The organism is Brevibacterium sp. 239c (assembly GCF_900169365.1).
Lineage (GTDB): Bacteria > Actinomycetota > Actinomycetes > Actinomycetales > Brevibacteriaceae > Brevibacterium.
On the sequence record NZ_FXZH01000004.1, the window covers coordinates 235,838 to 261,090 of the forward strand.

Consider the following 25,253-nt stretch of genomic DNA (forward strand, 5'->3'; position numbering starts at 1 on the left):
CGAGCGAGACGGCCTAGCCGTAGGCGTGCTATTGACCGGTCAGTTCATGTCCTCCCTGCCCGCATCGCCAGGTCTCATCGCCGAGCCAGAGCAGGACGGTGGATAACCTGAATCTGGTAAGAGGCAGCTAGCTCGCCACGTCGTGCGCGTTTCGCATCTTATTCACGCCAACTTGGGTGTTTCGAACCAGATGCGCAAATTGTCCTCACACATCGTCAGGTCGAGATATCGGAGGACGGTTCCTGCATGATCAATTGCCGCATATCTACCGACTGGCACGTTCATAACTGGAATGACCAATCGCGCTGCGTCGCCGAGAGTTAAAGTCGACAGATCGTCGACCAGCAAGACTGGCCCGACACCTAGATCGCGCTCGGTCAAGTCGTCTTCGACCATGACGCACGCACGCTGGTTCGCTCCCAACAGTGTTGTATGAGAATCCGGGTGCCACAGCACCTCGAGACCGCCGGCAACATACGCGGCGATGGATTCGCTGAGATCGGTTGTCGGAACCATCGTGAACGCCTGCCTGATTATTCTCATTTCAAACCTCAAATTGAGTGGAACTCAGGCTTGCGGTGTATTCCAGCGAGCGCCGCTCATGTGCTGTCAGCTGAGTCGCATGGAACACTTCCTACCGAACGGGGAAGTCAGAGAACTGTGAACCGTCGTTTACTGAGGTTCCTCGATACTCCTGCTGTTGCCCGGACGGCACGAGGTCTTCGTAGTACCCGAGCTTGTTGCCCCAGGGGTCCGCGAAGTCAACGAAAGCCACTACACCCGGTAGATGAGACGGTTCGGAGTGCGAAGTTCCCGTAGCCTCCAGGAACCGGACGGCTCGAGACAGATCCATCACGCGAAATCGAATCCTGTTGTTCAGAACTTCGAAATCGTCACGCGCACCCACCTGGAACCAACACTCCTGTCCGGCGATCGGAGCCCATTCAACAAATCATCGTGGGGCTCAAACTCCGGCTCGCGTCCGAATAATTGACTGTAATACTCTCTGGCAGTGCTCGTCTCTTCAGTTGGCACGTAAACCTGGAGGGTGACCCCTGCCGTCTTCGGAGCTTTGCTCCTTGCCTCATCCACCGTAGTTCCCAGACTCCCGCAACACCTCTGAGACGTCAACCACTCGACGAGACTCAGATAAACAGCCCGGATGCCACCCTCGGTGCCTCATATACTTTTGCCCGCGAAATGGTGGACCCTCAGAAGCTATGGGGAGCGAACGCCGCAGGGACGTAACGTCACACGTGTTCTGTGCCCTCGGAGGCCCGACGGCAGCGAAGAAGCTTAGCCGCGCTGCTTGGCGTAGTAGCGGCCGAGCACCTCGGTCTCGAGTTCGGCGAAGCGACCCTCTTCCATGGCCCGACGGATCTCAGCGACGAGGTTGACGATGAAGTACTCATTGTGGACCGTACACAGCGTGGAGAACAGCATCTCCTTGGCCTTGTACAGGTGGCGCAGGTAGGCCCGCGAGTAGTTCTGGCACGTGTAGCACTTGCAGTCGGGATCCAGCGGTCCGAAGTCCCGGCGATACTTCGCGCCGGTGAGGTTGTAGCGGCCGTCGCGGGTGTAGATCGCGGCATTGCGGGCCACACGTGAGGGTGAGACGCAGTCGAAGGTGTCCGCACCAGTCTTGATCGCCTCGAACAGGTCATCGGGTTCGGAGATGCCCAGCAGGTGGCGGGGCTTGTTCTCCGGCAGCTCCTCACACACCCAGCGGATGATCGTGCCGAGGTTCTCCTTCTCCAGGGCGCCCCCGATGCCGTAGCCGTCGAAGTCCATCGCACCCAGATCGTGGGCGGCCTTGCGACGCAGGTCCTCGTACTGCGCCCCCTGGAGTACGCCGAACAGTGCCTGGTAGGGCCGGTGCGAGCGGGCTTCGGTCAGACGCTGGTGTTCCTCGATGCAGCGCAGCGCCCACAGGCGGGTGCGCTCGAGAGATTCGACCTGGTAGCCGCGGGTGTTGATCAGGGTCGTGAGCTCGTCGAAGGCGAACATGATGTCCGCGCCCAGCTCGTGCTGGACCCCCATCGAGACCTCGGGGGTGAAGCGGTGCATGCTGCCGTCGAGATGGGATTTGAAGGTCACACCATCGTCGTCGACGTTCGACATGCGCTCCTTGCCCACGGCAACGAGATCGTCGTTCTGCTCCCCGGTCGACTCCATCGAGATGACCTTCTTGAAGCCCGAGCCCAGGCTCATCACCTGGAATCCGCCCGAGTCCGTGAATGTCGGGCCGGACCAGTTCATGAATTTGCCGAGTCCACCGGCCTCGTCGACGATGTCGGAGCCCGGCTGCAGGTAGAGGTGGTAGGCGTTGGCCAGCACGGCCTGTCCGCCGAGCTCGGCCACCTCGTCGGGTCGCACGGCCTTGACCGTGGCCTTCGTGCCGACGGGGATGAACGCGGGGGTCGCGATATCCCCGTGCGGGGTGTGGATGACGCCGGTGCGTCCACCCTCATCGAGCCGGGTTCCGATCTCGAACCCGAATCGGGAGCGGTCGTTGATGGCCGGGACGTCGACGCTGCCGTGGTTCGAGGCAGCTGTCTCAGATTCTGCGGGGGATTCGATTCGGGTCACCAGACCAGTTTAACTGGGAGCATGTCGACAACCTTCATCCAGATGCTCCAGGCCGCTGAGCGCTCGGGCCAGCCCATCATCATCGACGGTGGCCTGGGCACGGCGCTCGAGTCGCGCGGCATCGATCTGGGCCACGAGCTGTGGTCGGCGGCCCTGCTCAGTGAAGCTCCGGACACCCTCGCCGAGGTGCACGCCGACTTCATCCGCGCCGGTGCCCGGATCGTCACGACCGCCAGCTACCAGGCGAGCCCGCTCGGCTTCGAAAGAGCATCGATTACCGCCGAGGACGGCCGGCGTCTTATCGCCGCCAGCGTTGAAATCGCTGCAGAGGCGAGCGTTGGCGTGGAGTCTGCCGGCCCTGTCCTCGTGGCCGGTTCTGTCGGGCCCTATGGGGCTGCTCTCGGCGATGGTGCCGAGTACACCGGTGATTACAACCTCAGCGACGACGACTTCGCGGCCTTCCACCGTCCTCGCATCGAGGCTCTGGTCAGTGCCGGTGCAGACCTGTTGGCGATTGAGACTCAACCCAGCCTGTCCGAGGTCAAGGTTCTCGCCGGTCTGGCCGATGAGTTCGGTGTTCCCGCGTGGCTCAGCGTCACTCTCTCGGATGGTCGGCACCTTGCCGACGGCTCGCACCTGGCCGAGGTCGCGAAGGTGACGTCCGCCTCGGCGATGGTCCACGCGATCGGCGTCAACTGTGTGCGCCCCTCGCTCGTGGCCTCGTCGTTGAGAGCGCTGCGTGAGCACACCGATCTGCCGTTGATCGCCTACCCCAATTCGGGTGAACGCTATGACGCGACTGCAATGCAGTGGTGGGCAGGTCCCGACTTCGAGACAGGCCCGGAGATGATCGCTGAGTGGACGAAGGCGGGTGCCGCGCTGATCGGCGGTTGCTGCCGAACGACGCCGGACGGTATCGCCGGACTGGCCACCTCCGCGAAGAAGCTCAGCCGAACATCTTCCCCGGATTGAGGATCCCCAGCGGATCGAGGGCGTCCTTGATCTGTGTGTGCATGAGCTTGGCACCGTCGTCGAGTTCATGCCCGAGCCATTCGCGTTTGAGGTATCCGACGCCGTGTTCGCCCGTGATCGTGCCGCCCAGATCGAGTCCCAGCTGCATGATCGCGGCGAAGGCCTCCTGCGCCTGAGCCACCTGCCCCGCGTCACCGGCGTCGAAGACCACCGAAGGGTGCATGTTCCCGTCACCGGCGTGACCTGCCGTGGCAACCTCGACGTCGAAGCGGGAATCGATGGCGGCCAGACGTTCGAAGAACTCCCCAAGTGCAGAGCGCGGGACGCACACATCATCGACGAGCTCTCCCCCACCGCGAGTGTGCGCGTACTTCTCCATCGCCGGGGCCACGGCACGACGGGCCGCGACGAGCATCTCGGAGTCGGACGGATCATCGGAGACGAAGACCTCAGTGCCGCCGTTGGACTCTGCGACCCGGCGGAAGGCTTCGAGTTCCTCCATCGCACCGGCGCCCCGTGCATCCGACTGCACGAGCAGGAGCGCACCGACATCCTCGGGCAGACCGAAGTCGCCGTAGTCATTGATCATCGCCACGCTGGCCCCATCGATGAACTCAAGCATCGACGGGTTCGCGCCCGATCCCATGTATTCGGTGACCGTGCGCCCGGCCGAGGCGGTGTCGGGGAAGATTCCGACGGCAGTGATCGGCGGGGTCAGTGCCGGTTTGAGGGCCAGGGTCACCTCGACGATGGTGCCCAAGGTCCCCTCGGAACCGACAAGCAGAGCCGCCAGGTCGAGTCCCGCGACGCCCTTGGCGGTGGCTCGACCCAGCTTCGTCACAGTCCCATCGGCGAGCACCACGTTCATGGCACGCACATAGTCCTTGGTCACGCCGTACTTCACGCAGCACATTCCGCCGGCGTTGGTGGCGACGTTGCCGCCGATCGTCGAGATCGCCACCGACCCAGGATCGGGAGGATAGGCCAGCCCGTGTTCGGCCAACGCCGCCTTCAGATCCTGATTGATGACCCCGGGCTGGACCCGGCACGTCTGGTTGACCGGGTCGATGGCCACGATCTCATCCAGCCCTGCCACGTTGAGCAGCAGGCAGCCGTCGACCGCATTGGCCGCACCAGAGAGTCCGGTCCGTGCACCTTGGGTGACGACGGGAATGCGATGCTTCGTGGCGAAGACCATCACAGCCACCACATCATCGACGCTTTGGGCTCTGACCAGGGCCACAGCCTGACCGGCGGGACAGAACAGGGCCTTGTCGAAGGCATAGCTGTCGATGACGTCGCGGTCGGTGACGAGGACACCGGGGCTCAGCTGAGCCTCCAGATCATGGATCGGAGGCTGTGCCGAAGTCTGCATCGAGTCGCTCACGCTCATGCGGTCCTGGAGGCTGCGAAGGTCTTCGCCACCTCGCGCACACGGTCAAGTGCTTCGTCGGGGCCGATGCTGATCCGCACGCCACCGCTGAGCTTGCGGACGGCCACGGCCTGCTCTGCGCATGCCTCTTCGAAGGCCTGTGCGTCGTCAGTCCCGAGGGCGACCCACACATAGTTGCCCTGCGAATCCGAAACCGTCAGGCCGGCATCGCGCAGGTCCTGTGCGAACTGGTCACGGGTGGCCGCGACCTCCTTGGCCCGGACGAGGACCTCATCGGTGCGCGAGAGAGATTCCACGGCTGCGACCTGAGCCGCCGAGGTGACGCTGAACGGTGCGATCACCTGGCGCAGTGCGGTCGCGATCGTGGGATCGGCGACACCGAAGCCCACACGCAGACCGGCCAGGCCATGGGCCTTGGAGAAGGTGCGTGCCAACACCAGGTTCGGGAACTTCTGGTAAGCCGCCATCCCATCGACCACCTCGGCGTCGGTGGCGAATTCGAAATAGGCCTCATCGAGGACGACGATGACCTCGGGCGGGACCTCAGCCATGAAGCCCTCGAGCTCGGCTGTCGAGATGGACAGACCCGTCGGGTTGTTGGGCGAGCAGAGCAGGATGAGTCGGGTCGTGTCATCGATGGCCGCGACCAGACCCTGGAAGTCGTGCCGGCCGTCTTCGAGCAGGGGCACGGGGCGCTTCTCGGCACCGCGCGCCGAGGCGAGGATCGGGTACATCTCGAACGAGGGCCAGGGGTAGACCACCGAGGTTCCGGCCTCGAGCGTGATGTTCGTCAGCGCCGACAGGATCTCAGAAGCGCCTGCTCCGGGAACGATCTCGGCCTCAGCGACATCGAGGTGGGCCGCGATGTCTGCGACCAGCTTCGTCGACTTCGGGTCGGGGTAGTTAGCAGGCACCTGCCCGGCATCTGCGATCGCGTCGGTGACACCCGGCAGCGGTGCCAGATGATTCTCGTTCGACGACAGCTTGTACGGTTTCAATCCTGGCGTGGTGGTCGGGGGTTTGCCCGGCACATAGGGCGGGAATTCGGCCAGGGCATCACGAAGAAGGAAGCTATTCGACATGTGCCCATATTTGCACATCCTGTGGCAGGCGACACAAGGCGTCCAGGAGCTAAACGTCCGAATGGTCGGAAAATGTGTGTGACTGCGGACGATCAGGGTCTGTGAGGTTGCTCGCACGAGACTCCTGTGCCCGGGGGCGGGTTACTGGTTCGCCTGAGGCGGAGAGTAGTCTGTGAGTCGAATACATGTAGTCAGTGACGAGGAATGAGAGTCGAAATGCCCTCAACGCAGGAAAAGGTTGACGTTGTCTTGATCGGCGGCGGCATCATGAGCTCCACTCTTGGTGCCATGCTGACCGAGCTTCAGCCCGAATGGGATATCCGGGTCTACGAGAAGCTCGACTATGTCGCCGAGGAGAGCTCCGATCCGTGGAACAACGCCGGCACCGGCCACGCCGCCCTGTGCGAGCTCAACTACACTCCTGAGGATGAGAACGGCCACATCGATCTCGCGAAGGCCTCGCAGATCAACGAGCAGTTCCATCATTCCCGCCAGTACTGGTCGCACCTCGTCGACAACGGCGTCCTGGCGGAGCCGAAGTCCTTCATCAACCAGGTCCCTCACATCAGCTACGGCCGTGGTCAGAAGGGACGCGACTACATCAAGAACCGCTACGAGCAGATGGTCCGCAACCCGCTGTTCTCCGAGATGGAGTACACGGACGACCCGAACACTCAGGCCGAGTGGCTGCCGCTGATGTTCGAAGGCCGCGGACCCGGTCAGGTCAACGGCATCTCCCGCACGAAGGTCGGCTCAGACGTCGATTTCGGATCCCTGTCCCATCAGCTGCTCAACTACGTCGGCGACAAGGGTGCCACCATCCGCACCAGTCACCAGGTCACCGACCTCGAGCGTTCCTCCGACGGCTGGGTCGTCACTGTCAAGGACCTGCTCTCCCACGAAACTCACAAGGTCAACGCGAAGTTCGTCTTCGTCGGTGCCGGCGGCGGTGCTCTGCCGCTGCTGCAGAAGTCGGGCATCCCCGAAGGCCGCGGATACGGCGGATTCCCCGTCTCCGGCATCTTCCTGCGGACCTCGAATCCCGATCTCGTCGCCCGTCACCAGGCCAAGGTCTACGGCCAGGCTTCCTTCGGTGCTCCGGCCATGTCGGTGCCTCACCTCGACACCCGTGTTGTCGACGGCAAGGACTACCTGCTGTTCGGACCCTACGCCGGCTTCTCGCCGAAGTTCCTCAAGGGCGGCCGCTTCACCGACCTGCCCCTCTCGGTGCGTGGAAACAACCTGCCCACGATGCTCAATGTGGCCAAGGACAACACCGACCTCGTCACCTACCTCGTCTCCGAGCTGGCCGCATCGAAGAAGGCCCGTTTCGAGTCGATGCACGAGTTCATTCCGAACATCGACCCCTCCGACTGGGAGTTCATCCAGGCCGGTCAGCGCGTGCAGGTGATGAAGAAGGATTCGAAGAATGGCGGCGTCCTCAGTTTCGGCACCGAGCTCATCTCCTCGGCAGACGGTTCGATCGCCGCTCTCCTCGGTGCCTCCCCCGGTGCGTCGACGGCAGTGTCGATCATGCTCAACCTGCTCAAGACCTGCTTCCCTCGCCAGTACAACGGCTGGGAGCCTGCGATCAAGGACATGGTGCCTTCGCTGGGCCGCAGCCTCGCCGATGACGAGACCCTGCTCAAGGAACTCTCCGAGTACACGGCTCGCACCCTGGAGCTGATCTGAAGCTGAGGCGACAACTGGCGGCACTTGACCGCTGACAGCTGAACACAAGAAGAACGGTGGACCACCTCGGTCCACCGTTCTTCTTCTGTCTGCAGCTGTCTGCAGGCAGGAGCCTCAGGGGCGAGCGCCGGCTCAGCGCCTCAGAGCTCTACTTGGCGGTTGACGTCCTTGTAGAGAAGGTAGCGGAACCGGCCCGGCCCACCGGCGTAGCAGGCCTGTGGGCAGAAGGCGCGCATCGAGATGAAGTCACCCTCCTGCACCTCGACCCAGTCGCCGTTGAGCCGATAGACGGCCTTGCCCTCGAGAACGTAGAGGCCGTGCTCCATCTCGTGAGTCTCGGCGAAGGGAATCACCGCACCGGGTTCGAAGGTCACGATGTTGACGTGCATGTCATAGGCCAGATTCTCGGGATCCAGGGGACGCGTCGTCCGCCACCGGTTGTCGGTGCCCGGCATCGAAGCGGGTTCGACGTCTGATTCCTGGCCGAACTTGGCCTCCGGGGTCAGCCCAGCTACGGGCTGGTAGCGCTTGCGCACCCAATGGAAACGGGCCGCCTCGGTGCCGGTGGACTTCACGCTCCACGTCGAACCGGCGGGCAGGAATCCATAGCCCCCAGGGGTCAGGGTGTGAGCCTGGCCCTCGTGGGTGATCTCGAGCTGACCGCCCATGAGGAAGATGAACCCTTCGACCTCGACCTGCGGTTCGGGCTTCTCAGAGCCACCACCTGGGGCGACTTCGAGGATGGTCTGTGAGAACGTAACCGCTCCCCCGGCCACCGGCTTACTCAGCACCCAGGACCGGGCCCCCGTCCATTCGGGCAGATTCGAGGTCACGATGTCACGCATGACTCCGCGCGGAATCACCGTGTAGGCCTCGGTGACGATGGCACGGTCGGTAAGCAGATCTGTCTGCGGCGGGTGGCCGCCGGTGGGCGCCCAATAGGTGTAGGGGTCGGTCGTCGTCATGTGTACGTGTTCTCCTTCGATTCGGTGCTGGTCAGCGCAAGCTGATGCGTTATCGCCGAGGTGGTCGGCAGGTCACTCGGCCGCGCCGGTGGCGGCGATTTGGTTGAGGGTCGCGATCGACATCTTCGTGCGGTCCGTGACGAAGTCCTCGGTGTGGGCACCGCAGGAGAGTCCGCGGCCCAGATAGCGGGCCAGTGCCCGTGCCGTTGCCGGCTCGTCGAGGACGGACGAGTCCTCCTTGAACACATAGTTGCGCAGCCGGGTCGCCGCCTTCTCCGCTCCTTCGCGGTAGAAGCGGAAGGTGGCGAGGAAGCGCGTGGGCAGCTGGTGCGGGTGCATATCCCAGCCCTGGTAGATGCCGCGCTTGAGGTGCCTGCGGACCAGTCCGGCGTGCAGGCTCCAGGCGCGCTGAATCTCTTCGGGCTCACCGAGGGGCAGGATGTTCGTCGAACCATCGGAGAGGTGGACGCCGGTGCCGGCGACCGCGAGCATCATCTGGTTCTTCGCGAAATCGGCCACCGGGTGATCCATCGCCTGGTAGGCGGCGGCGACACCCATCGATGCCGAATAGTCGTAGGTGCCGTAGTGCAGGGAGGTGATGCGCCCTTCACCGGCGTCAAGCACCGGTGCCAGCGGAACCCTGCCATCGGCGCCGAGGATGAGCTGCGGCGTCTCGACCTGCACCTCGAAGGTGATCGAGCCCTCGGCAAGACCGTGTTGGGACTCCAGCGCACGGCAGGCCAGGACCATGGCGGACACTTGGTCGACGGTGCTCACCTTCGGCAGCGTGAGGACCAACTGCGTCGGCAGGGATCCGTGGGCGGCGATCACCTCGGCGAGGAACAGGTCCAGGGTGCGCAGTCCGCGCACCCGGGTATCGGCCTCCATGCATTTGAAGCGGATGCCGAAGAACGCCGGTGCGCCCGCCTCTGACAGGCCTGCAACGGCGTTGTGTGCGGCCTGGCGGACGCACTCGTCCTCGGTCTCGTCGCCGCGGTCGCCGAACCCGTCTTCGAAGTCCAATCTCAGGTCTTCGATCGGTTCGGTGTCGAGCTTGTTCGTGACCGCCTGGGCGAGCATTTCCGCTTCCCGGGCGACCTGGTGCAGATTGGGCATCGTGTGGTTGTCGCGGGCGTGGGTCTCTTTGCGGGAGGCAATGATGACGCGTTCGGCCAGCTGGACCATTCCGCCGTTGGCCTCGACGCATTCGAGGGCCTGCTCACCCCACTCGCGGGGCAGGGGCGGGGTCGAAAGGTGACCTGGGACGTAGACGGTGTGCACGGGTTGCCGGACATCACGCTCACCGGGATAGCGCGTACTCAGCAGCTCGTCCGTGTCCGCCAGGAGTGAGTCGATGTCGGCCAACGTTGAGTGATCCAATTTCACATTCTCTTTCGTAGCATCATTGCGCGCGGGTGGTGGTCACCCAACATTATCTCTCATAGAACAGCGACCGGCCTCCTGTTTCAGGAGACCGGTCGAGGTTCAGGAGGAGACGGCTGCGACGGCCTCCGCCACCTTCTTCGCTACCTCGGGGTCGAAGACCGAAGGCACCACGTAGCCCGGGTGGAGTTCGTCCTCTGGGATACATGAGGCGATGGCGTCCGCTGCGGCGACCATGATGTTCTCGTCGATATCGGTAGCCTCGGCGTCGAGGAGGCCGCGGAAGATGCCCGGGAAGGCCAGCACATTGTTGATCTGGTTCGGGTAGTCGCTGCGCCCGGTGGCCACAACGGCCGCGTATTTGAGCGCCTCCGCGGGGTCGACCTCGGGGTCGGGGTTGGCCATTGCGAAGACGAGCGCGTCCTTGTTCATGGCCTGGATGTCGCTGCCGTCGAGCACGTTCGGGGCGGAGACGCCGATGAACACGTCCGAGCCGGCGACGGCTTCCTTCAGTGTGCCCTCGAAGCCCTGGGGGTTCGTGTTGGCCTGCAGCCACACCTTGTGTTCGGTGTCGACGGTCGAATTCGGTCCGATCGCGCCGTTGCGACCGCAGGCGATGATGTTCTTCGCGCCCGCGACCTGAAGCAGCCGGATGATCGCATTGCCCGCAGCACCGACGCCGGAGACGACGATGCGCTGATCCTCGAGCTTTCGGCCAACGACCTTGAGCGCATTCTTCAGCGCGGCGAGCGTGACGATGCCGGTACCGTGCTGGTCATCGTGGAAGACCGGGATGTCGAGTTCTTCGCGGAGCCTGGCCTCGATCTCGAAGCACCTCGGCGCCGAGATGTCCTCCAGGTTTATTCCGCCGTAGGCCGGAGCGATGGCTTTGCAGATCGAGATGATCTCCTCGGTGTCCTTCGTGTCCAGTGCCACGGGCCAGGCGTCGACGCCTGCGAACTGCTTGAACAGCACTGCTTTGCCCTCCATCACGGGCATCGCGGCTTCGGGTCCGATGTCTCCCAGACCCAGGACCGCGGTGCCGTCGGTGACGACGGCGACGGTATTGCGCTTGATCGTGAGGCGCCGGGCATCGGCCTTGTTCTCCGCGATGGCCATGCACACACGGGCCACGCCCGGTGTGTAGGCACGTGAGAGATCATCACGGTTGCGCAGGGGCACCTTGGGTGCGGATTCGAGTTTGCCGCCGAGGTGGAGCAGGAAAGTCCGATCGGAGACCTTGTGGACCTCGACACCGTCGAGTGCATTGAGCGCATCTGACACCTCATCGGCGTGTGCGACATCGCGAGTATCGGCACTGACATCGATCATCACCGTGTGCGGGGTAGATTCGACGACGTCGAGCGCGGTGATCGCGGCACCGGTCGCTGCGGCGGCGGCCACGAGGTCGGACGTCGATGTCCGACCGACCGCGGTCTCCACCCGAAGAGTGATTGAGTATCCGGGACTGGGAACAGCCATGGGAGTTATCCTCTCTGATAAGTCTTTTCCGTATTACGGATAATATCTTCTGTATAGTGGAAAATCTAGCCAGAATGCCTCTCAGCGGAAACTTTCTTCCATTTGGTGACTAGACTGAGGGACAGTTTCGCTGAGCGATCCCTTGTTCAGCGATCCGCGCTTTCAGCCGGCGGCACTCAGCGTCGAGCCTGTCCGGCATGTACATGAACACGAATCCGATGGACGAGGAAGAGGAACTGGGATGACCAGCAATGATGAGAAGGCCCCCGCGATCCGCCAGACGAAGGGCGGCGTCCAGTCAGTCGAACGCGCCTTCGGGCTCCTCGAGTGCATCGCGAACTCCTCCGGCTCGGCCACGCTGAGCCACATCGCCGCCGAGGTGAGCCTCCCTCTCCCGACGATCCACCGTCTGCTCAACACTCTGGTCAACCTAGGCGTGGTCCGTCAGCTGCCCAACCGCGGCTATGCGCTCGGGCCGGGATTGATCCGCCTCGGCAACCTCGCCGGGTCCCAGCTGGGTGCCATCGCCCGCCCCTATCTGCGCACACTCGTGGACGAACTCGGCGAGTCTGCCAACGTCGCGACCATCGACGGAGACATGGTCGTCTACGTCGATCAGGTCTCCTCACAGCGACAGATGCGCATGTTCACCGAGGTGGGCCGGCGCACGCACATGCACGACACCGGCGTGGGCAAGGCGATCCTCGCTGGCCTCGACACCGAGCAGGTGCGTCACATCGTGACGACCGCCGGGATGCCAACGCCCACGGAGTACAGCATCGGCACCATCAAGGACCTCGAGGCCGAGCTGGTGCGCGTCCGCGACCGCGGGTACTCGATTGATGAGCAGGAGCAGGAACTGGGTGTGCGCTGCTTCGCAATGTCGATCCCCGATGCCCCCGCTCCCCTGGCGATCTCCGTGTCCGGGCCGATCAGCCGCGTCGACCAGGCCTTCGCCGATCGCGCGATCCCACTGCTGCGCTCAGCCGCCGAGGCGATCTCCCAGGACATGCGCGGCACCGCCTGAGCTGGCTGTGGCGCCTGAGCAGCCGGTGTCCCCTGGCCTTCAGGCTGCACCAGCTGCACCGGCTGCATGGTGCCAACACTCGGGTGTTAACTCGAGCTGAGTATTGAAACACGGGTGGCGTGTAGAGAAACGTATGTGCAATCACGTTTCTCTACACGCCACCCGTGTTTCGCCGCTGGCTGCAGTAGCCAGCACCAGCTGCCTAACTGCCAGAGGCAACTATCTCAGGAATCGCCTCCGGCTGAGCCTGAGGTTCCTGCGTTGACCTCGTTCAGGCGGTACTTCTTCGCCGCTTCGACGGGTACGGAGCGGGCAATCTCGCCCCGGTCCGCCAGAAGCTGCAGGGTGCGGACGACCATCGAGTGGGCATCGATCTTGAAATGGCGCCTGGCAGCGGCGCGTGTGTCGGAGAATCCGAACCCGTCGGCTCCCAGTGTCGCGAAGTCCTGGCTGAGGAAGGGTCGGATGAGGTCCGGCTGCGTGGAGTCGAAGTCGCTCGTGGCGACGATCGGCCCTGCCTCGGCGCCCAAACGCTCACGCACATAGGGCGTTCGCGGCTCGGCCTCGAAGTCCTCAAGCTTCTCGGCCTCGCATTTCAAAGCATCGCGGCGCAGTTCGGCCCATGAGGTGACCGACCAGACAGCCGCATCCACACCCCATTCCTGAGCCAGCAGGCCACGGGCCTCAAGCGCCCACGGGACGGCGACTCCCGACGCGAGCAGCTGAGCCTGCGGACGATCGCCCGCCCCAGCCTCGGCGCCGGTGCCGGCCGCTGCACCTGTCCCGGCTTCTGCCACGCGATGGATACCGCGCAGGATCCCGTCGACGTCGACATCCTCGGGTTCGGCCGGCTGAAGCATTGGCTCGTTGTACACGGTCAGGTAGTACATGACGTTGCGGGCGTCATCGCCGAGGTCGTGCTCGCCGTACATGCGGTGCAGGCCATCACGCATGATGTGGCCGATCTCGTATCCGTAGGCCGGGTCGTAGATCCGCACCGCAGGGTTGGTCGCGGCCAACACAGGAGAATGACCATCAGCGTGCTGCAGGCCCTCACCGGTCAGCGTCGTGCGACCGGCTGTGGCGCCGATGATGAACCCGCGGGTCATCTGGTCACCGGCGGCCCAGAAGGCGTCGCCGGTGCGCTGGAAACCGAACATCGAGTAGAAGACGTAGATCGGGATCATCGGCTCACCATGCGTCGAATACGCGGTTCCGGCGGCGGTGAAGCCCGCTGCCGCACCGGCCTCGTTGATGCCGACGTGGAGCAGCTGCCCACTGGTGGCTTCCTTGTAGGAGAGGAAGAGCTCACGGTCCACGGCGAGGTAGTTCTGCCCGTTCGGATTGTAGATCTTCGCAGTCGGGAAGAACGCATCGATGCCGAAGGTCCGTGCCTCATCCGGGATGATGGGCACGATCCGGTTGCCGATGCCTTTCTCGCGCATGAGGTCCTTGAGCAGTCGCACGAAGGCCATCGTGGTCGCAGCCTGCTGCTGGCCAGAGCCCTTCTTCGTCTGCGAGAAGGCCTTGTCGGACACGGCGGGCAGAGTCTTCTTGGAGTTCTCGGGCTTGCGACTGGGCAGAAACCCACCCAGCTTGGACCGCTTCTCCAGCATGTACTGGACTTCCTCAGCGTCGTTGCCCGGATGGTAGTAGGGCACGGCATAGGGATCTTCGTCGATGACCTTATCGGTGATCGGGATGTCCATCCGATCGCGGAAGGCCTTGACGTCGGCAGCGGTGAACTTCTTCATCTGGTGCGTGGCGTTGCGTGACTCGAAGGTCGTGCCCAGGCCATAGCCCTTGACCGTCTGGACGAGGACGACGGTCGGCTTGCCCTTCGTGTTCACGGCCTGCTCGTAGGCGGCGAAGACCTTGTGATAGTCGTGGCCGCCGCGCTTGAGGTTCCAGATGTCATCATCGGACAGATGCTCGACGAGGCCTTTGGTCACCGGTGAGCGGCCGAAGAAGTTGTCGCGGATGAATCCGCCGGATTCGGCCTTGAAGGTCTGGTAGTCACCATCGAGGGTCTCGTTCATGATCCGGACCAGTTCACCGGTGTGATCAGCGTCGAGGAGGGAGTCCCATTCGCGACCCCACAGCACCTTGATGACGTTCCAGCCGGCGCCGGTGAAGACGGCTTCGAGTTCCTGGACGATCTTGCCGTTGCCGCGCACCGGACCATCAAGTCGCTGCAGGTTGCAGTTGATGACGTAGGTGAGGTTGTCGAGACCTTCGTTCGCGGCCAGCTGGAGGGCACCGCGTGATTCCGGCTCGTCCATCTCGCCGTCGCCGAGGAAGGCCCAGACGCGCTGATCGGAGGTGTCCTTGATGCCGCGGTTGTGCAGGTAACGGTTCATCTGCGCCTGGTAGATCGAGTTGATCGGGCCCAAGCCCATCGACACGGTCGGGAACTGCCAGAACTCCGGCATCAGGCGCGGGTGGGGGTATGAGCTCAGCCCGTCGGGGGCCTTCGAAGCCTCCTGCCGGAAGCCGTCGAGCTGCTTTTCGTTCAGACGGTTCTCGAGGAAGGCCCTGGCATACATGCCGGGTGAGGCATGTCCCTGGAAGAAGACCTGGTCGCCCCCGCCGGGGTGGTCGTGGCCGCGGAAGAAATTGTTGAACCCGATCTCGTAGAGGGTGGCGGCACCCGCATAGGTCGAGATGTGGCCGCCGACGGAGATCTCTGGACGCTGGGCTCGGTGGACGAGCATCGCGGCGTTCCAGCGCAGCCATTTGCGGTATTTGCGCTCGAGGCGCTCATCCCCGGGGTACTCGGGTTCCTGATCGGCCGGGATCGTGTTGACGTAGTCCGTGGTCGTGACCTTGGGCTGAGCCACGGAGTTCGAGGCGGCACGTCGACGCAGCGCCTCCATGATCTCGCTGGCACGCAGGGTACCGCGCTGGCTGACGAGCCCTTCCCAGGACTCCAGCCATTCGTCAATCTCTTCGTCACCGGTTCCCCTCGGGATTGCCGAGGTTGTGTCCTGGGTCATAGTCGTCCCTCTCAAACACGTCAGGTCCACGGGAAGGTGCTCCCGTGGACCCGACTATGAAAATTTATCAGCAGAAGCCGGCGATCTGCGCCCAGGCGTCCTTGTTCTCCTCCACACCGTCACGTGTGAAGGTGGCTTCGATCAGCCCGTAGGGCCGATCGGCGACGATGAGCACTTCGTTCGGGTTCTCCAAACCGAAGCGTTCGATGTCGTAGAGGAAATGGTGCTTATTGGGGCAGGAGAACCGGATCTCGTCGATCTCCGGCACAGCGTCGATGACCTTCTCACCCATCTGGTAGAGGGTGTGCTGCAGGGCATGCGAGTAGTGGTCGGTGAACGAGTCGAGGATGATCTCCTTGACCTTTTTGTACACGCCTTCGAAGTCGAGATCCGTTGTGTTGTAGATCCAGCGGGTCGCGATGTCGGTAGCGAGAATGCGGTCGTCGGTCTCCGGCAGGGTCGTGTATTTGTCCTTCGGGTAGCCGACGAAACCTGATTCGGTGGTTTTGAGCACGGTGAGCCCGTAGAAGCCGGAGATCAGGGTGGTCGTGTCGCTGTCGCGGGTTAGGACCGCGGTCCGGGTTTCGGGTGCGGACTTGTAGAACGAGTGGTTGTGATCGTTGATGCGCGACCAGCCGTATTCCTCTGCCGCCCAACGCCCACCGGTGACCCAGTCGAAGCTGGAGGTGAAGTGCTCGCCGAGGCCGAGGAGGAACTGTTCGGGTGAGCTCACTCCGAGTTCCTTGGCTTTGGCGAAGACCGTATTCTTCTGGGTGTCGGTGGCGACGACGTGCTCGTTGTTGCCCTCGGTGTGGGCGGTCTCGAAGTCGCCCCACAGCTGTGAGGTGACGTTGAGGTCGCGGATCTCGTGACGTTCGGAGTCACGGTAGACCCTCATCAAACGGTTCTCCGCCTTGCCGTACTGGTTCGTTGTCAGTTTCACCTTGCTCATCTTCTTGCTCCTGTTGCTGAAACCAGCGACCGCGCCGCGCTCGTAGCCGAGTGCAGCATGGTCTCTGTGACCAATTGATTTGCGAGATTGCCGGACGACTCGTCCTGCGAACTTCGGCGGTTTGTTGAGGATCTTCATCCCGCAGGGGGCCTGCTTCCCCTGGTGCTTGTGGGTGGTGCTGCCCGCTCAGCTTCTCAGCTTCCCCGGTAGGTGCTGTACGCGAACGGGCTCAGCAACAATGGTATGTGATAGTGCGCTTCACCGGCTTTGACCGTGAAGTCGATCGTCACCTGAGGATGGAAATGATCTTGCCCCTGGGTCTCGAAATAGGCGCCGGTACCGAATACGATCCGATAATCCCCGGCGCCGAGGTGGTCCGGTCCGAATTCCGAGACACGACCGTTTCCGTCCGTGCGGGCGTTCGCAATCACCTCGGCGCCGGAATACAGCGTGACCTCAAGGTCGGCGGCAGGGGTACCGAGCGTGGAGTCGAGAGCGTGGGCGGAGATGAAGCTCATACGAGGAGTCCTTCGAGTCTGAGTGCGGCGATCTGGATCAGCTGCTCGCCGACCTCGGCGAGTTCGTCGGCGGCGGTGTTGGCCATGCGGCGGTTGAGTTCCCCGAGGATCTCCTCGGGGTCTCGACCGGCGGCGCGGATGAGGAAGACACGGTCGAAGCGCTCTTCGTAGGCGGCATTGCCTGCTGCGAGTCGCTTCTGTACGTCTCCGCCGAGGGCACCCAGACCCGCCTGTTCGCGGGAGGAATGAGCCGCCTCGGCGCCGGAACCCTTGGATTTCTCACCGATCCGGGGATGGTGGGACATGGCCTGGTTGATCTCATCATCAGACAGTGGATTCGCGCTGGTGCGGGCGGCTTCGACCGCGGACTCGGCATCGGGATACGGCCTGGCCTCGACGACTCCGTCGATCCACCGATCCACGTCGAGACACGGGCGCAATGCCGTGCGGGCGTCGTCGGCAGGGAGCCGATTGAACTCGTTCAGGTCCACACTGACCTCCTAGACATCGAGATCTGAAGCCTTATGTAAGGCGTTTCACATCTCGGAAGTATATTTCCATTTAACTGGTTCGAGTTTGGCCCGAGGGGTTCTCGATGTCAAATCTCGACCGACGACGTGGAGTGGGAATTTGGAAAACTTCTTCCGCAGAGTGGATAATGGATGAGCGTGCAGTGTCAATGGCCCGTCCGACTGCCGAACGCTCTCCGCCGATATCACGACAATGAGGTTGAATGACGTCATGAGCAGGGAAACCCCGACGATCGTCTGCGCCCCCGATTCCTTCAAGGGCTCCGCCAGCGCCCCCGCAGCCGCAGCCGCCCTGGCTCGCGGTGCCCGCCAAGTGTTCCCCGAGTGGCAGATCACCGACCTGCCCTTCGCCGACGGGGGCGAGGGAACCCTCGACGCGCTGCTCGCCGTGTGGGGCACCCCGGCTCGCTCGGTCGACATCGTCGATGCCCTGGGACGGCCCGCAACTGCCCTGTTCGGCATCTCCGCCGATGGGAAGACCGCTGTCATCGAGGCCGCTCAGGCCAATGGCCTCCCGCAGGTCTCCGACGTTGCCCTCCAGCCTGAACGCGCCGACACCTACGGCGTCGGACTCATTGCCGCCCATGCCCTTGACCAGGGGGTCGAGGAGATTCTGCTGTGCATCGGCGGATCAGCGAGCACCGACGGCGGAGTCGGCATCGCCTCCGCTCTGGGCGCCGCCTTCACCGACTCCGCGGGCTCACCGATTGCGCCTGGCGGCGGAGGGCTTACGTCCCTGACTGCGATCGATGGCTCGGGCCTTGATCCGCGTGCCCGCGAGGTGCGCTGGCGCATCGCCGTCGACGTCGACAATCCACTCACGGGACCTCGCGGTGCCGCGGCAGTCTTCGGCCCCCAGAAAGGTGCCGATGCCGCGTCTGTATCCGTCCTCGATTCCGGCCTGGCCCACCTCGCCGAGGTGCTCGCCGGCTCTGAATCGGAGGCCTCGTCCTTGGCACTGACGCCCGGCTTCGGTGCCGCAGGCGGAATTCCTTTGGCGCTGACGACCCTGTTGGGCGCCGAGGTGGTGCCCGGGTCGACGATGGTCGCCGAGGCGGTGGGCCTGACCGAGGCCCTGGCGAAGGCCGATATCGTGCTCACAGGTGAGGGCTCTTTCGATTCCCAGTCCCTCGGAGGGAAGGTCGTTGCGGCCGTACGAGACCACGCCCCCGCCTCGGCGAGGATCATCGTCGTCGCCGGACGCGTCGCGCTCAGCCCCGCCGAATGCCGGGAAGCGGGCATCACCGCCGCACTGTCCATCGCACCTGGCCCGGCCGAGCTCGCCGAGCTCTCCGACCACGCCGAAGAGCTCATCGAAGCCACCGCCGCTCACGCATGCGCCCTCGTCCACGCCGGCGCGGGCGTCGCGGGCGCGGGCGCGGGCGCTATGGGCGTCACGGGCGCGCGACAGAACTGACCACCAGCACCAGCAGTCACCTACGAAAGGACACATCATCATGAGTGCACAGCTCGAAGTCGGACAAAACGCACCGGACTTCTCCCTGACCGACGCCAAAGGCAAGACCTACTCGAAGGCGGATTTCGCCGGGCAGAAGGTCATCCTCTACTTCTACCCCAAGGCCGCAACGCCTGGCTGCACGACCGAAGCCTGCGATTTCCGCGACAACCTCTCATCGCTGGCAGGTGCCGGATTCCAGGTGCTCGGAGTCTCTCCCGATGACGCCGAGGCACTGCAGGCCTTCACGGACGACCAGCACCTGACCTTCCCGCTGCTCTCGGATCCGGGGGCAGCGCTGGCGAAGACCTACGGGTCGTTCGGTGAGAAGACCGTGGGCGGCAATACCTTCGAAGGCACCCTGCGCTCGACATTCGTCATCGCCGAAGACGGCACGCTCTCCGACGTCGAATACAACGTCGACGCCGAGGGCCACGTCGCCCGTCTCCGCGAGAAGCTCGGCGCCTGAGGCACAGCCTCTTCGACTAAACCTCCCTGACGTCACTAAATGCCCCCGGCGCCGGGCGCATTTAGTGACGTCAGGGAGGTTTACCGTGCAATGACGCGCTCAGAAATCACCCGTTTGACGTCTTCGAATGGCCCTGCGAGGAAAAGCTGTTTCCACGTCAGGTGAATCACCCTGTAGCCAAGAGCCGAAAGCTGGGCGTCACGGCTCTTCTCGTTCTCAAGCGCCTGTCGTGGAGTTCCTGGGCCCATGGAATACTTCGCCAAGCCGTCTACTTCAACAACGACTTTCGATGGTTGGTGACAGAAGTCGACCCGGGCGAATACGCGCCCGAACCTGTCCCTGAACTCGACCTGGGGCACGAAACCGCGAATGCCGTGTTCGAAGAAGCGTGCCGCGGCCACCGATTCTGCGGGAGATTCGCGAAGGGCATCCGCAAGGCCCAGCGCACACCTCGCTCGCCGCTGTGCACGGGCACCGTCGCACTCAACCAGAACTTCTCGGATAGCCTCCACCGACGTCCACTCCAGACGTAGAGCATGATCGATCATCGACACCGTGGTGGCGAGATCATAGGTCAAAGCAACATCAACGAGAGTTCGTTCAAGCGTGGTCACACGGTAGATCCCCACCGTTACCCAGCCACTGTGGGGCAAAGTGGTGTTGCGCACTCGTAGGTGGCGATGTTTACGTGAAGCGCCCGGCCTGATGACCTCAACCCTGCGATCCGGCAGAGTTACTGTCGGCAGACCATGGATCAGAGCGGCAGACAGATGTGAGAAGACTTCCCGCCCTCGGACCGAGGGCCTGACTGACTCCTGCTCATTCACTTTCTCCGCTCGCGCACGGATGAGCGCCTTGAGATTCTGTTCGGCATCCCGGCGGTCATTGAACAACTCGAACTCTTCAGCGTGCCCCTCATCCACGGCAGCCCAGACGCACTGATGCGCAGGGTTGTCACATATACGCTCGACGGCGTATCGGCCGCGAGCAATCCGCCGGAGACAGCAACGTTCGGCGCGCGCCAGTTCTCGCTTGCTGAAGCCTGAACGCAACAATCGCGCCGTAGTCATAATAGAGTACATAAAGCAGATAATGACAACAAATCGCATCAAACGCCACACTATGAGCAATATTGTGGATAACCCTGTGGATTACGTAATCGAAGTTCCGGCGCACACACTAAACCTCCCTGACGTCACTAACTACGCGCGGCGCCGGGCGCAATTAGTGACGTCAGGGAGGTTTAGGCGACCTGAGGGTCAGCGGGCGCGCAGCAGGCGGCCCTGAGGCTCGTCGAAGTTGACCGGGGCGCCGCGGAGGATGGTCTGCTTGACCGCACCGCGGACGGCACGCGTGTCGTAGGCGCTGATCTGGTTCCGGTGGTAGAGCTCCGTGGCATGAACGGTCCACTCTTCTTCGGGGGCGAAGACCGCGAAGTCTGCGTCGTTGCCGAGGGCGATCGCACCCTTGTCCTGTACTCCGGCGACCGCGGCGGGTGCCGAGGACATCCAGGCCACCACCTCGGCGAGGTCGATCCCGCGCCTGGCGGCCTCGGTCCACACCAGCGAGAGACCCAGCTGCAGGGAGGAGATTCCACCCCAGGCCGCACCGAAGTCACCGGTGTCGAGGAGCTTCAGCTCGGCAGTCGAGGGCGAATGATCGGAGACTATGCAGTCGATCGTGCCGTCGACGAGCCCCTGCCACAGAGCCTCACGGTTGGATTCCTCGCGAATCGGCGGGCAGCACTTATGTGTAGTTGCGCCGTCGGGGATCTCCTCTGAAGTGAACACGAGGTAGTGGGGGCAGGTCTCGACCGTGAGCTTCACGCCCTCGGCCTTGGCCTTGGCAATCTGCGGCAGCGCGTCGGCCGAGGACAGGTGCAGAATGTGGGCGCGGGCGCCGGTCTCCCTCGCCGCTTCGATGACGCGAGCGATCGCGACGTTCTCGGCCTCACGCGGACGGGAGGCGAGGAAGTCGCTGAACTTGCGGCCGGAGTTCTTCGGCGCCTCGGCCATGACCGAATGATCCTCGGCGTGGACGATGAGCAGACCGTCGTATTTCGCGAGCTCCGCCAGATCGGCGCGCAGCTCCTCGGGCTTCAGCGGCGGGAACTCATCGACGCCCGAGTCCTCGAGGAAACACTTGAAGCCGTAGACGCCGGCATCGAAGAGAGGCTTGAGGTCACTGGTGTTGCCGGGGATCGCTCCGCCCCAGAAGCCGACGTCGATGAAGGCCTTGGGCCCTGCGACCTCGCGCTTGATGTCCAAGGATTCGACATTGACGGTCGGTGGCAGGGAGTTCAGCGGCATGTCCACGATCGTCGTCACTCCTCCGGCTGCCGCTGCCCGGGTGGCGCTGGCGAAGCCCTCCCATTCGCTGCGGCCCGGGTCGTTGACGTGCACGTGGGAATCGACGAGGCCAGGCAGCAGCACCTGGTCGTCGCCGAGTTCGACGACCTTCGCATTCGCCGAGGTGGTCCCGCTCAGCACCGTGCCCCCGGTGGCGATCTCGATAATCCTGCCCTCGCGCACTCCGACTTCAGCAGCGCTCTGGCCCTCGGGCAGAACCGCCCGCTGTGCTCGGATGACCAGATCGAAGGCCTGGTCGGTAGCCTGTGTTCCGGCGTCGTCGACGTTCATACACTCTCCTCATTCACTCAGCCGAGACGGCCGAGGTGGTTCACCCAGCCTGGACGGCCGAGCCATTTCACCCGGCAGTGCCAGCCGGGCAGTTGTCCTCGGCAGCTGCGCCGAGCATGTCATACAAGTCCCCGAGGGCTCGGACTCGTGCATCCGACACCCTCGGGGCCATGGTATACCAATTGTGACATGGCCGACGTCGAAGCAGGCTGGCACAGCGTGCTGACCGCCGGTCCCCTACTTCGCAGCGGCCAGCTCGCTCATCGGCGTCAGCGCCGTGGGGGCATCGGCCGGGGTCTGAGCGAGGACGTCGAACTCATTGATGCTGTCCAGCGCCGCACCCATGGAGATGTTCGTGACGCGTTCGAGGATGACCTCGACGACCACGGGGACCTGGTGTTCGTCCATGAGTTCCTTCGCCACCCGCAGCCCCTCGCCGATGAGCTCGGGATCCTCGACGCGCAGCGCCTTGCACCCCAGCCCCTGCGCCACGGCCACATGGTCGACGCCGTAGCTGGCGGCTTCACCTGAGGAGTTGATGTTGTCGAAGGCCAACGACACCTCGAAGTCCATGTCGAAACCGCGCTGTGACTGCCGGATCAGGCCCAGGTAGGAGTTGTTGACGACGACGTGCAGGTACGGGATCTTGTGCTGTGCGCCGACGGCCAGCTCCTCGATCATGAACTGGAAGTCGTAGTCACCGGACAGGGCGACGACCGTCTCCTCCGGTTTGGCCTTCGCCACACCCAGCGCAGCGGGTCCTGTCCAGCCCAAGGGGCCGGCCTGACCTGCGTTGATCCAGTGGCGAGGCTTGTAGACGTGGAGCATCTGTGCACCGGCGATCTGGCTCAGCCCGATCGTCGACACATAGGTCACGTCCTCATCGAACGCAGCGTTCATCTCCTGATAGACCCGCTGGGGCTTGATCGGCATATCCGTGTAGTTGGTCTTGCGGTGCTCGGTGGACTTGCGCTCCGTGCATTCGCCGGCCCAGCCGGTGAAGTCCGGCAGCGCGCCAGCGCCCGTGCCCTCGGCCCGCCCGTGAGCGGCAGCCAGCAGTGCGTCGAGCGCGGCCCCTGCGTCGGAGACGACGCCGTAGTCGGGTGAGAAGACGCGTCCGATCTGTGTGGGTTCGATATCGATGTGGACGAATTTGCGTCCCTCACGGTAGACGCCGAGGTCACCGGTGTGACGGTTGGCCCAGCGGTTGCCGATGCCGATGACCAGATCGGATTCCAGGAATGAGGCGTTGCCGTAGCGCACGTGTGTCTGGATGCCGACCATGCCCGCCTGCAGCGGGTGGTTGTCCGGGATCGTGCCCCATCCCATCAGCGTCGGTGAGACCGGGATCGAGGTCGCCTCGGCGAATTCGACGAGCTTGTCCGCGGCCTCGGCGTTGAGGATTCCGCCGCCGGCGATGATGAGCGGGTGCTTGGCCGCTGCGATGAGGTCGAGGACCTTCTCCGCCTGAGCCGAGGTGGCCGCTGGCTTCGAGGGCACCAAGGGTTCGTAGGTGTCGATGTCGAAGTCGATCTCGGTCTGCTGGACGTCGATCGGCAGGTCGATGAGGACCGGGCCGGGCCGGGCCGAGCGCATGAGCTGGAAGGCCGACTGGAAGACGCCGGGCACCTGTCCCGCTTCGAGCACGGTCTTGGCCATCTTGGTCACGGGCTTCGCGATGGAGGCGATGTCTACGGCCTGGAAGTCCTCTTTGTCGAGGACCGCGACGGGTGCCTGTCCGGTGATACACAGGATGGGCTGTGAGTCCGCTGCCGCGGCGTAGAGGCCGGTGATCATGTCTGTACCGGCAGGCCCCGAGGTGCCCAGGCAGATGCCGATGTTCCCTGCCGCCGCCCGCGTGTACCCGTCGGCCATATGGGAGGCCCCTTCGACGTGGCGAGCCAGGGTGTGGCGAATTCCGCCGTGGGCCTTCATCGCTGAGTACAGCGGGTTGATGGCCGCGCCCGGCAGGCCGAATGTCTCCGTGGCGCCTTCCTTTTCGAGGATGAGCACCACCGCGTCAACTGCGCGCATACGTGTCATTGTTCTTCCTTCGCTTCAGCGGCCCACGTTCGAGTGGACCGAGTTCAGTGGCCCGTTCGAGGGCCGAGTTGGGTGAGCCGGCGACGACGCTGTCGCCGGCCCGGTTCGTGGTGGAATGAAGCCGCCGAGGTGGCGCTTCAGTCCTGGTTCTTACCGGAGAGCTGCTCGACGACGGTGAAGAGCCCCGAGTGGTCGAGTCCGCCGTTGCCCTGCTGGACGGTCGAGGCGACGAGCTGGGCGACGGCGGATCCGAGGGGGATCGCGACTCCGGCCTCGCGGGCGGCGGCGGTGACGATGCCCATGTCCTTGTGGTGCAGCGCCAGCCGGAAGCCGGGCTCGAAGGAGCGGTCGAGCATCTTCTGGCCCTTCTGATCAAGGACCTTCGATCCGGCCAATCCGCCGCCGAGGACCTGCAGCGCCGAGGTGGTCTCGACTCCGTAGGCTTCGAGGAAGACGACGGCCTCAGCCAGGAGTTCGATGTTGCCGGCGACGATGAGCTGGTTCGCGGCCTTCACGGTCTGCCCCGAGCCCGAGGGGCCGACGAGCACGATGGTCTTGCCGACGGCGTCGAAGACATCGGAGACGGCATCGAAGTCGGCCTGTTCGCCGCCGACCATGATCGACAGGGCACCGTTGACCGCTCCCGCTTCGCCGCCGGAGACCGGTGCGTCGAGGGGCTTGAGGCCCTTCTCTGCGGCCTGGGCGGAGAGGTTCTTCGCAACGTCGGGGCGGATGGTCGAGTTATCGATCCAGTAGGCGCCGGACTTGGCATGGGCGAGGATGCCTTCCTCACCGGTCAGCACGTCTTCGACGTCTGGGGAATCGGGAACCATGGTGATGATGACATCGGCACCGTCGACCGCCTCGGCAATGGTGCCTGCGGCCTGCCCGCCTGCCTTCGCGAGTTCCGCGGCCTTCTCAGGTGAGCGGTTGTAGCCGCGGACGGTGAAGCCGGCGCTGACGAGATTCTTGGCCATCGGCAGGCCCATGATTCCGAGTCCGATGAATGCGATTGTCTTGCTCATGTTCGTGTCCTATCTACGATGTCGATGAAAGTTGGTGAGG

At 63.8% G+C, this 25,253-nt stretch carries 20 protein-coding genes; 5 read left to right on the forward strand and 15 right to left on the reverse strand.

What is annotated here, in order from left to right; translation table 11 throughout:
• Window positions 1-162: 162 nt before the first annotated feature.
• Together BSP239C_RS05895 and tgt are read right to left on the reverse strand one after the other, a co-directional pair.
• Window positions 163-543 carry a hypothetical protein gene (locus BSP239C_RS05895; RefSeq protein WP_145997412.1) on the reverse strand — a complete coding sequence of 127 codons (381 nt, stop codon included), beginning with the start codon at window positions 541-543 and terminating at the stop codon, window positions 163-165.
• A gap of 753 nt (window positions 544-1,296) precedes the next feature.
• Window positions 1,297-2,589 carry a tRNA guanosine(34) transglycosylase Tgt gene (tgt, locus tag BSP239C_RS05905; RefSeq protein WP_374701020.1) on the reverse strand — a complete coding sequence of 431 codons (1,293 nt, stop codon included), beginning with the start codon at window positions 2,587-2,589 and terminating at the stop codon, window positions 1,297-1,299.
• Window positions 2,590-2,610: 21 nt separating this feature from the next.
• Between tgt and mmuM the strand changes: the two genes are divergently transcribed.
• A complete protein-coding gene (gene mmuM / locus BSP239C_RS05910) occupies window positions 2,611-3,561 on the forward strand; it encodes a homocysteine S-methyltransferase (protein ID WP_101570862.1) in 951 nt (316 codons plus the stop codon).
• On the opposite strand, the gene BSP239C_RS05915 is transcribed toward mmuM, so the two are convergent.
• Together BSP239C_RS05915 and hisC are read right to left on the reverse strand one after the other, a co-directional pair.
• Window positions 3,536-4,954, reverse strand: coding sequence for an FAD-binding oxidoreductase (locus tag BSP239C_RS05915; protein ID WP_257930098.1), 1,419 nt, complete (start codon window positions 4,952-4,954; stop codon window positions 3,536-3,538). The two genes, mmuM and BSP239C_RS05915, sit on opposite strands and share 26 nt — an antisense overlap.
• Entirely contained in the window at window positions 4,951-6,036 is a 1,086-nt protein-coding gene (gene hisC, locus BSP239C_RS05920) for a histidinol-phosphate transaminase (protein WP_101570864.1), read from the reverse strand. The genes BSP239C_RS05915 and hisC overlap by 4 nt, the downstream gene beginning before the upstream one ends.
• A gap of 216 nt (window positions 6,037-6,252) precedes the next feature.
• On the opposite strand from hisC, the gene BSP239C_RS05925 reads away from it, so the two are divergent.
• Entirely contained in the window at window positions 6,253-7,728 is a 1,476-nt protein-coding gene (locus BSP239C_RS05925; RefSeq protein WP_101570866.1) for a malate:quinone oxidoreductase, read from the forward strand.
• 140 nt (window positions 7,729-7,868) lie between these two features.
• Here BSP239C_RS05925 and BSP239C_RS05930 read toward each other — a convergent pair whose 3' ends face one another.
• The 3 genes from BSP239C_RS05930 to BSP239C_RS05940 all read right to left on the reverse strand — a co-directional run bounded on the left by BSP239C_RS05930 (window position 7,869) and on the right by BSP239C_RS05940 (window position 11,558).
• Window positions 7,869-8,693, reverse strand: a complete 825-nt coding sequence (locus tag BSP239C_RS05930; RefSeq protein ID WP_101570869.1) for a bifunctional allantoicase/(S)-ureidoglycine aminohydrolase — start codon at window positions 8,691-8,693, stop codon at window positions 7,869-7,871.
• Between the two features lie 72 nt (window positions 8,694-8,765).
• Window positions 8,766-10,073 carry a DUF6986 family protein gene (locus tag BSP239C_RS05935; RefSeq protein ID WP_101570947.1) on the reverse strand — a complete coding sequence of 436 codons (1,308 nt, stop codon included), beginning with the start codon at window positions 10,071-10,073 and terminating at the stop codon, window positions 8,766-8,768.
• A gap of 105 nt (window positions 10,074-10,178) precedes the next feature.
• The gene (locus BSP239C_RS05940) at window positions 10,179-11,558 is read right to left on the reverse strand and encodes an NAD-dependent malic enzyme (RefSeq protein WP_101570871.1); all 1,380 of its coding nucleotides are present in this window, start codon (window positions 11,556-11,558) and stop codon (window positions 10,179-10,181) included.
• Between the two features lie 241 nt (window positions 11,559-11,799).
• On the opposite strand from BSP239C_RS05940, the gene BSP239C_RS05945 reads away from it, so the two are divergent.
• Window positions 11,800-12,585 carry an IclR family transcriptional regulator gene (locus BSP239C_RS05945; protein ID WP_101570873.1) on the forward strand — a complete coding sequence of 262 codons (786 nt, stop codon included), beginning with the start codon at window positions 11,800-11,802 and terminating at the stop codon, window positions 12,583-12,585.
• Between the two features lie 224 nt (window positions 12,586-12,809).
• On the opposite strand, the gene aceE is transcribed toward BSP239C_RS05945, so the two are convergent.
• The 4 genes from aceE to uraD form a co-directional block, all read right to left on the reverse strand.
• Window positions 12,810-15,581, reverse strand: a complete 2,772-nt coding sequence (aceE, locus tag BSP239C_RS05950; RefSeq protein WP_101570874.1) for a pyruvate dehydrogenase (acetyl-transferring), homodimeric type — start codon at window positions 15,579-15,581, stop codon at window positions 12,810-12,812.
• Between the two features lie 67 nt (window positions 15,582-15,648).
• Complete coding sequence (gene pucL / locus BSP239C_RS05955) at window positions 15,649-16,533, reverse strand: factor-independent urate hydroxylase (protein ID WP_101570948.1); 885 nt, start codon at window positions 16,531-16,533, stop codon at window positions 15,649-15,651.
• 194 nt (window positions 16,534-16,727) lie between these two features.
• A complete protein-coding gene (gene uraH, locus BSP239C_RS05960; RefSeq protein ID WP_101570876.1) occupies window positions 16,728-17,051 on the reverse strand; it encodes a hydroxyisourate hydrolase in 324 nt (107 codons plus the stop codon).
• Window positions 17,048-17,542, reverse strand: a complete 495-nt coding sequence (gene uraD / locus BSP239C_RS05965; protein WP_101570878.1) for a 2-oxo-4-hydroxy-4-carboxy-5-ureidoimidazoline decarboxylase — start codon at window positions 17,540-17,542, stop codon at window positions 17,048-17,050. Before uraD ends, uraH begins: the two co-directional genes overlap by 4 nt.
• A gap of 250 nt (window positions 17,543-17,792) precedes the next feature.
• On the opposite strand from uraD, the gene BSP239C_RS05970 reads away from it, so the two are divergent.
• Both BSP239C_RS05970 and bcp read left to right on the forward strand, forming a co-directional pair.
• Window positions 17,793-18,998 (forward strand): glycerate kinase, encoded by a 1,206-nt coding sequence (locus tag BSP239C_RS05970; RefSeq protein ID WP_257930099.1) that lies wholly within the window; start codon window positions 17,793-17,795, stop codon window positions 18,996-18,998.
• A 40-nt stretch (window positions 18,999-19,038) separates the two neighbouring features.
• Window positions 19,039-19,506 (forward strand): thioredoxin-dependent thiol peroxidase, encoded by a 468-nt coding sequence (gene bcp / locus BSP239C_RS05975; protein WP_101570882.1) that lies wholly within the window; start codon window positions 19,039-19,041, stop codon window positions 19,504-19,506.
• A gap of 80 nt (window positions 19,507-19,586) precedes the next feature.
• Here bcp and BSP239C_RS05980 read toward each other — a convergent pair whose 3' ends face one another.
• The 4 genes from BSP239C_RS05980 to BSP239C_RS05995 form a co-directional block, all read right to left on the reverse strand.
• Window positions 19,587-20,615: a hypothetical protein gene (locus tag BSP239C_RS05980; RefSeq protein ID WP_101570884.1), complete on the reverse strand. Its 1,029-nt coding sequence runs from the start codon at window positions 20,613-20,615 to the stop codon at window positions 19,587-19,589.
• 150 nt (window positions 20,616-20,765) lie between these two features.
• Window positions 20,766-22,145 (reverse strand): allantoinase AllB, encoded by a 1,380-nt coding sequence (gene allB / locus BSP239C_RS05985; RefSeq protein ID WP_101570886.1) that lies wholly within the window; start codon window positions 22,143-22,145, stop codon window positions 20,766-20,768.
• A 237-nt stretch (window positions 22,146-22,382) separates the two neighbouring features.
• Entirely contained in the window at window positions 22,383-24,188 is a 1,806-nt protein-coding gene (gcl, locus tag BSP239C_RS05990) for a glyoxylate carboligase (RefSeq protein WP_101570888.1), read from the reverse strand.
• Window positions 24,189-24,325: 137 nt separating this feature from the next.
• Entirely contained in the window at window positions 24,326-25,213 is an 888-nt protein-coding gene (locus BSP239C_RS05995; RefSeq protein WP_101570890.1) for a 2-hydroxy-3-oxopropionate reductase, read from the reverse strand.
• Window positions 25,214-25,253 lie beyond the last annotated feature (40 nt).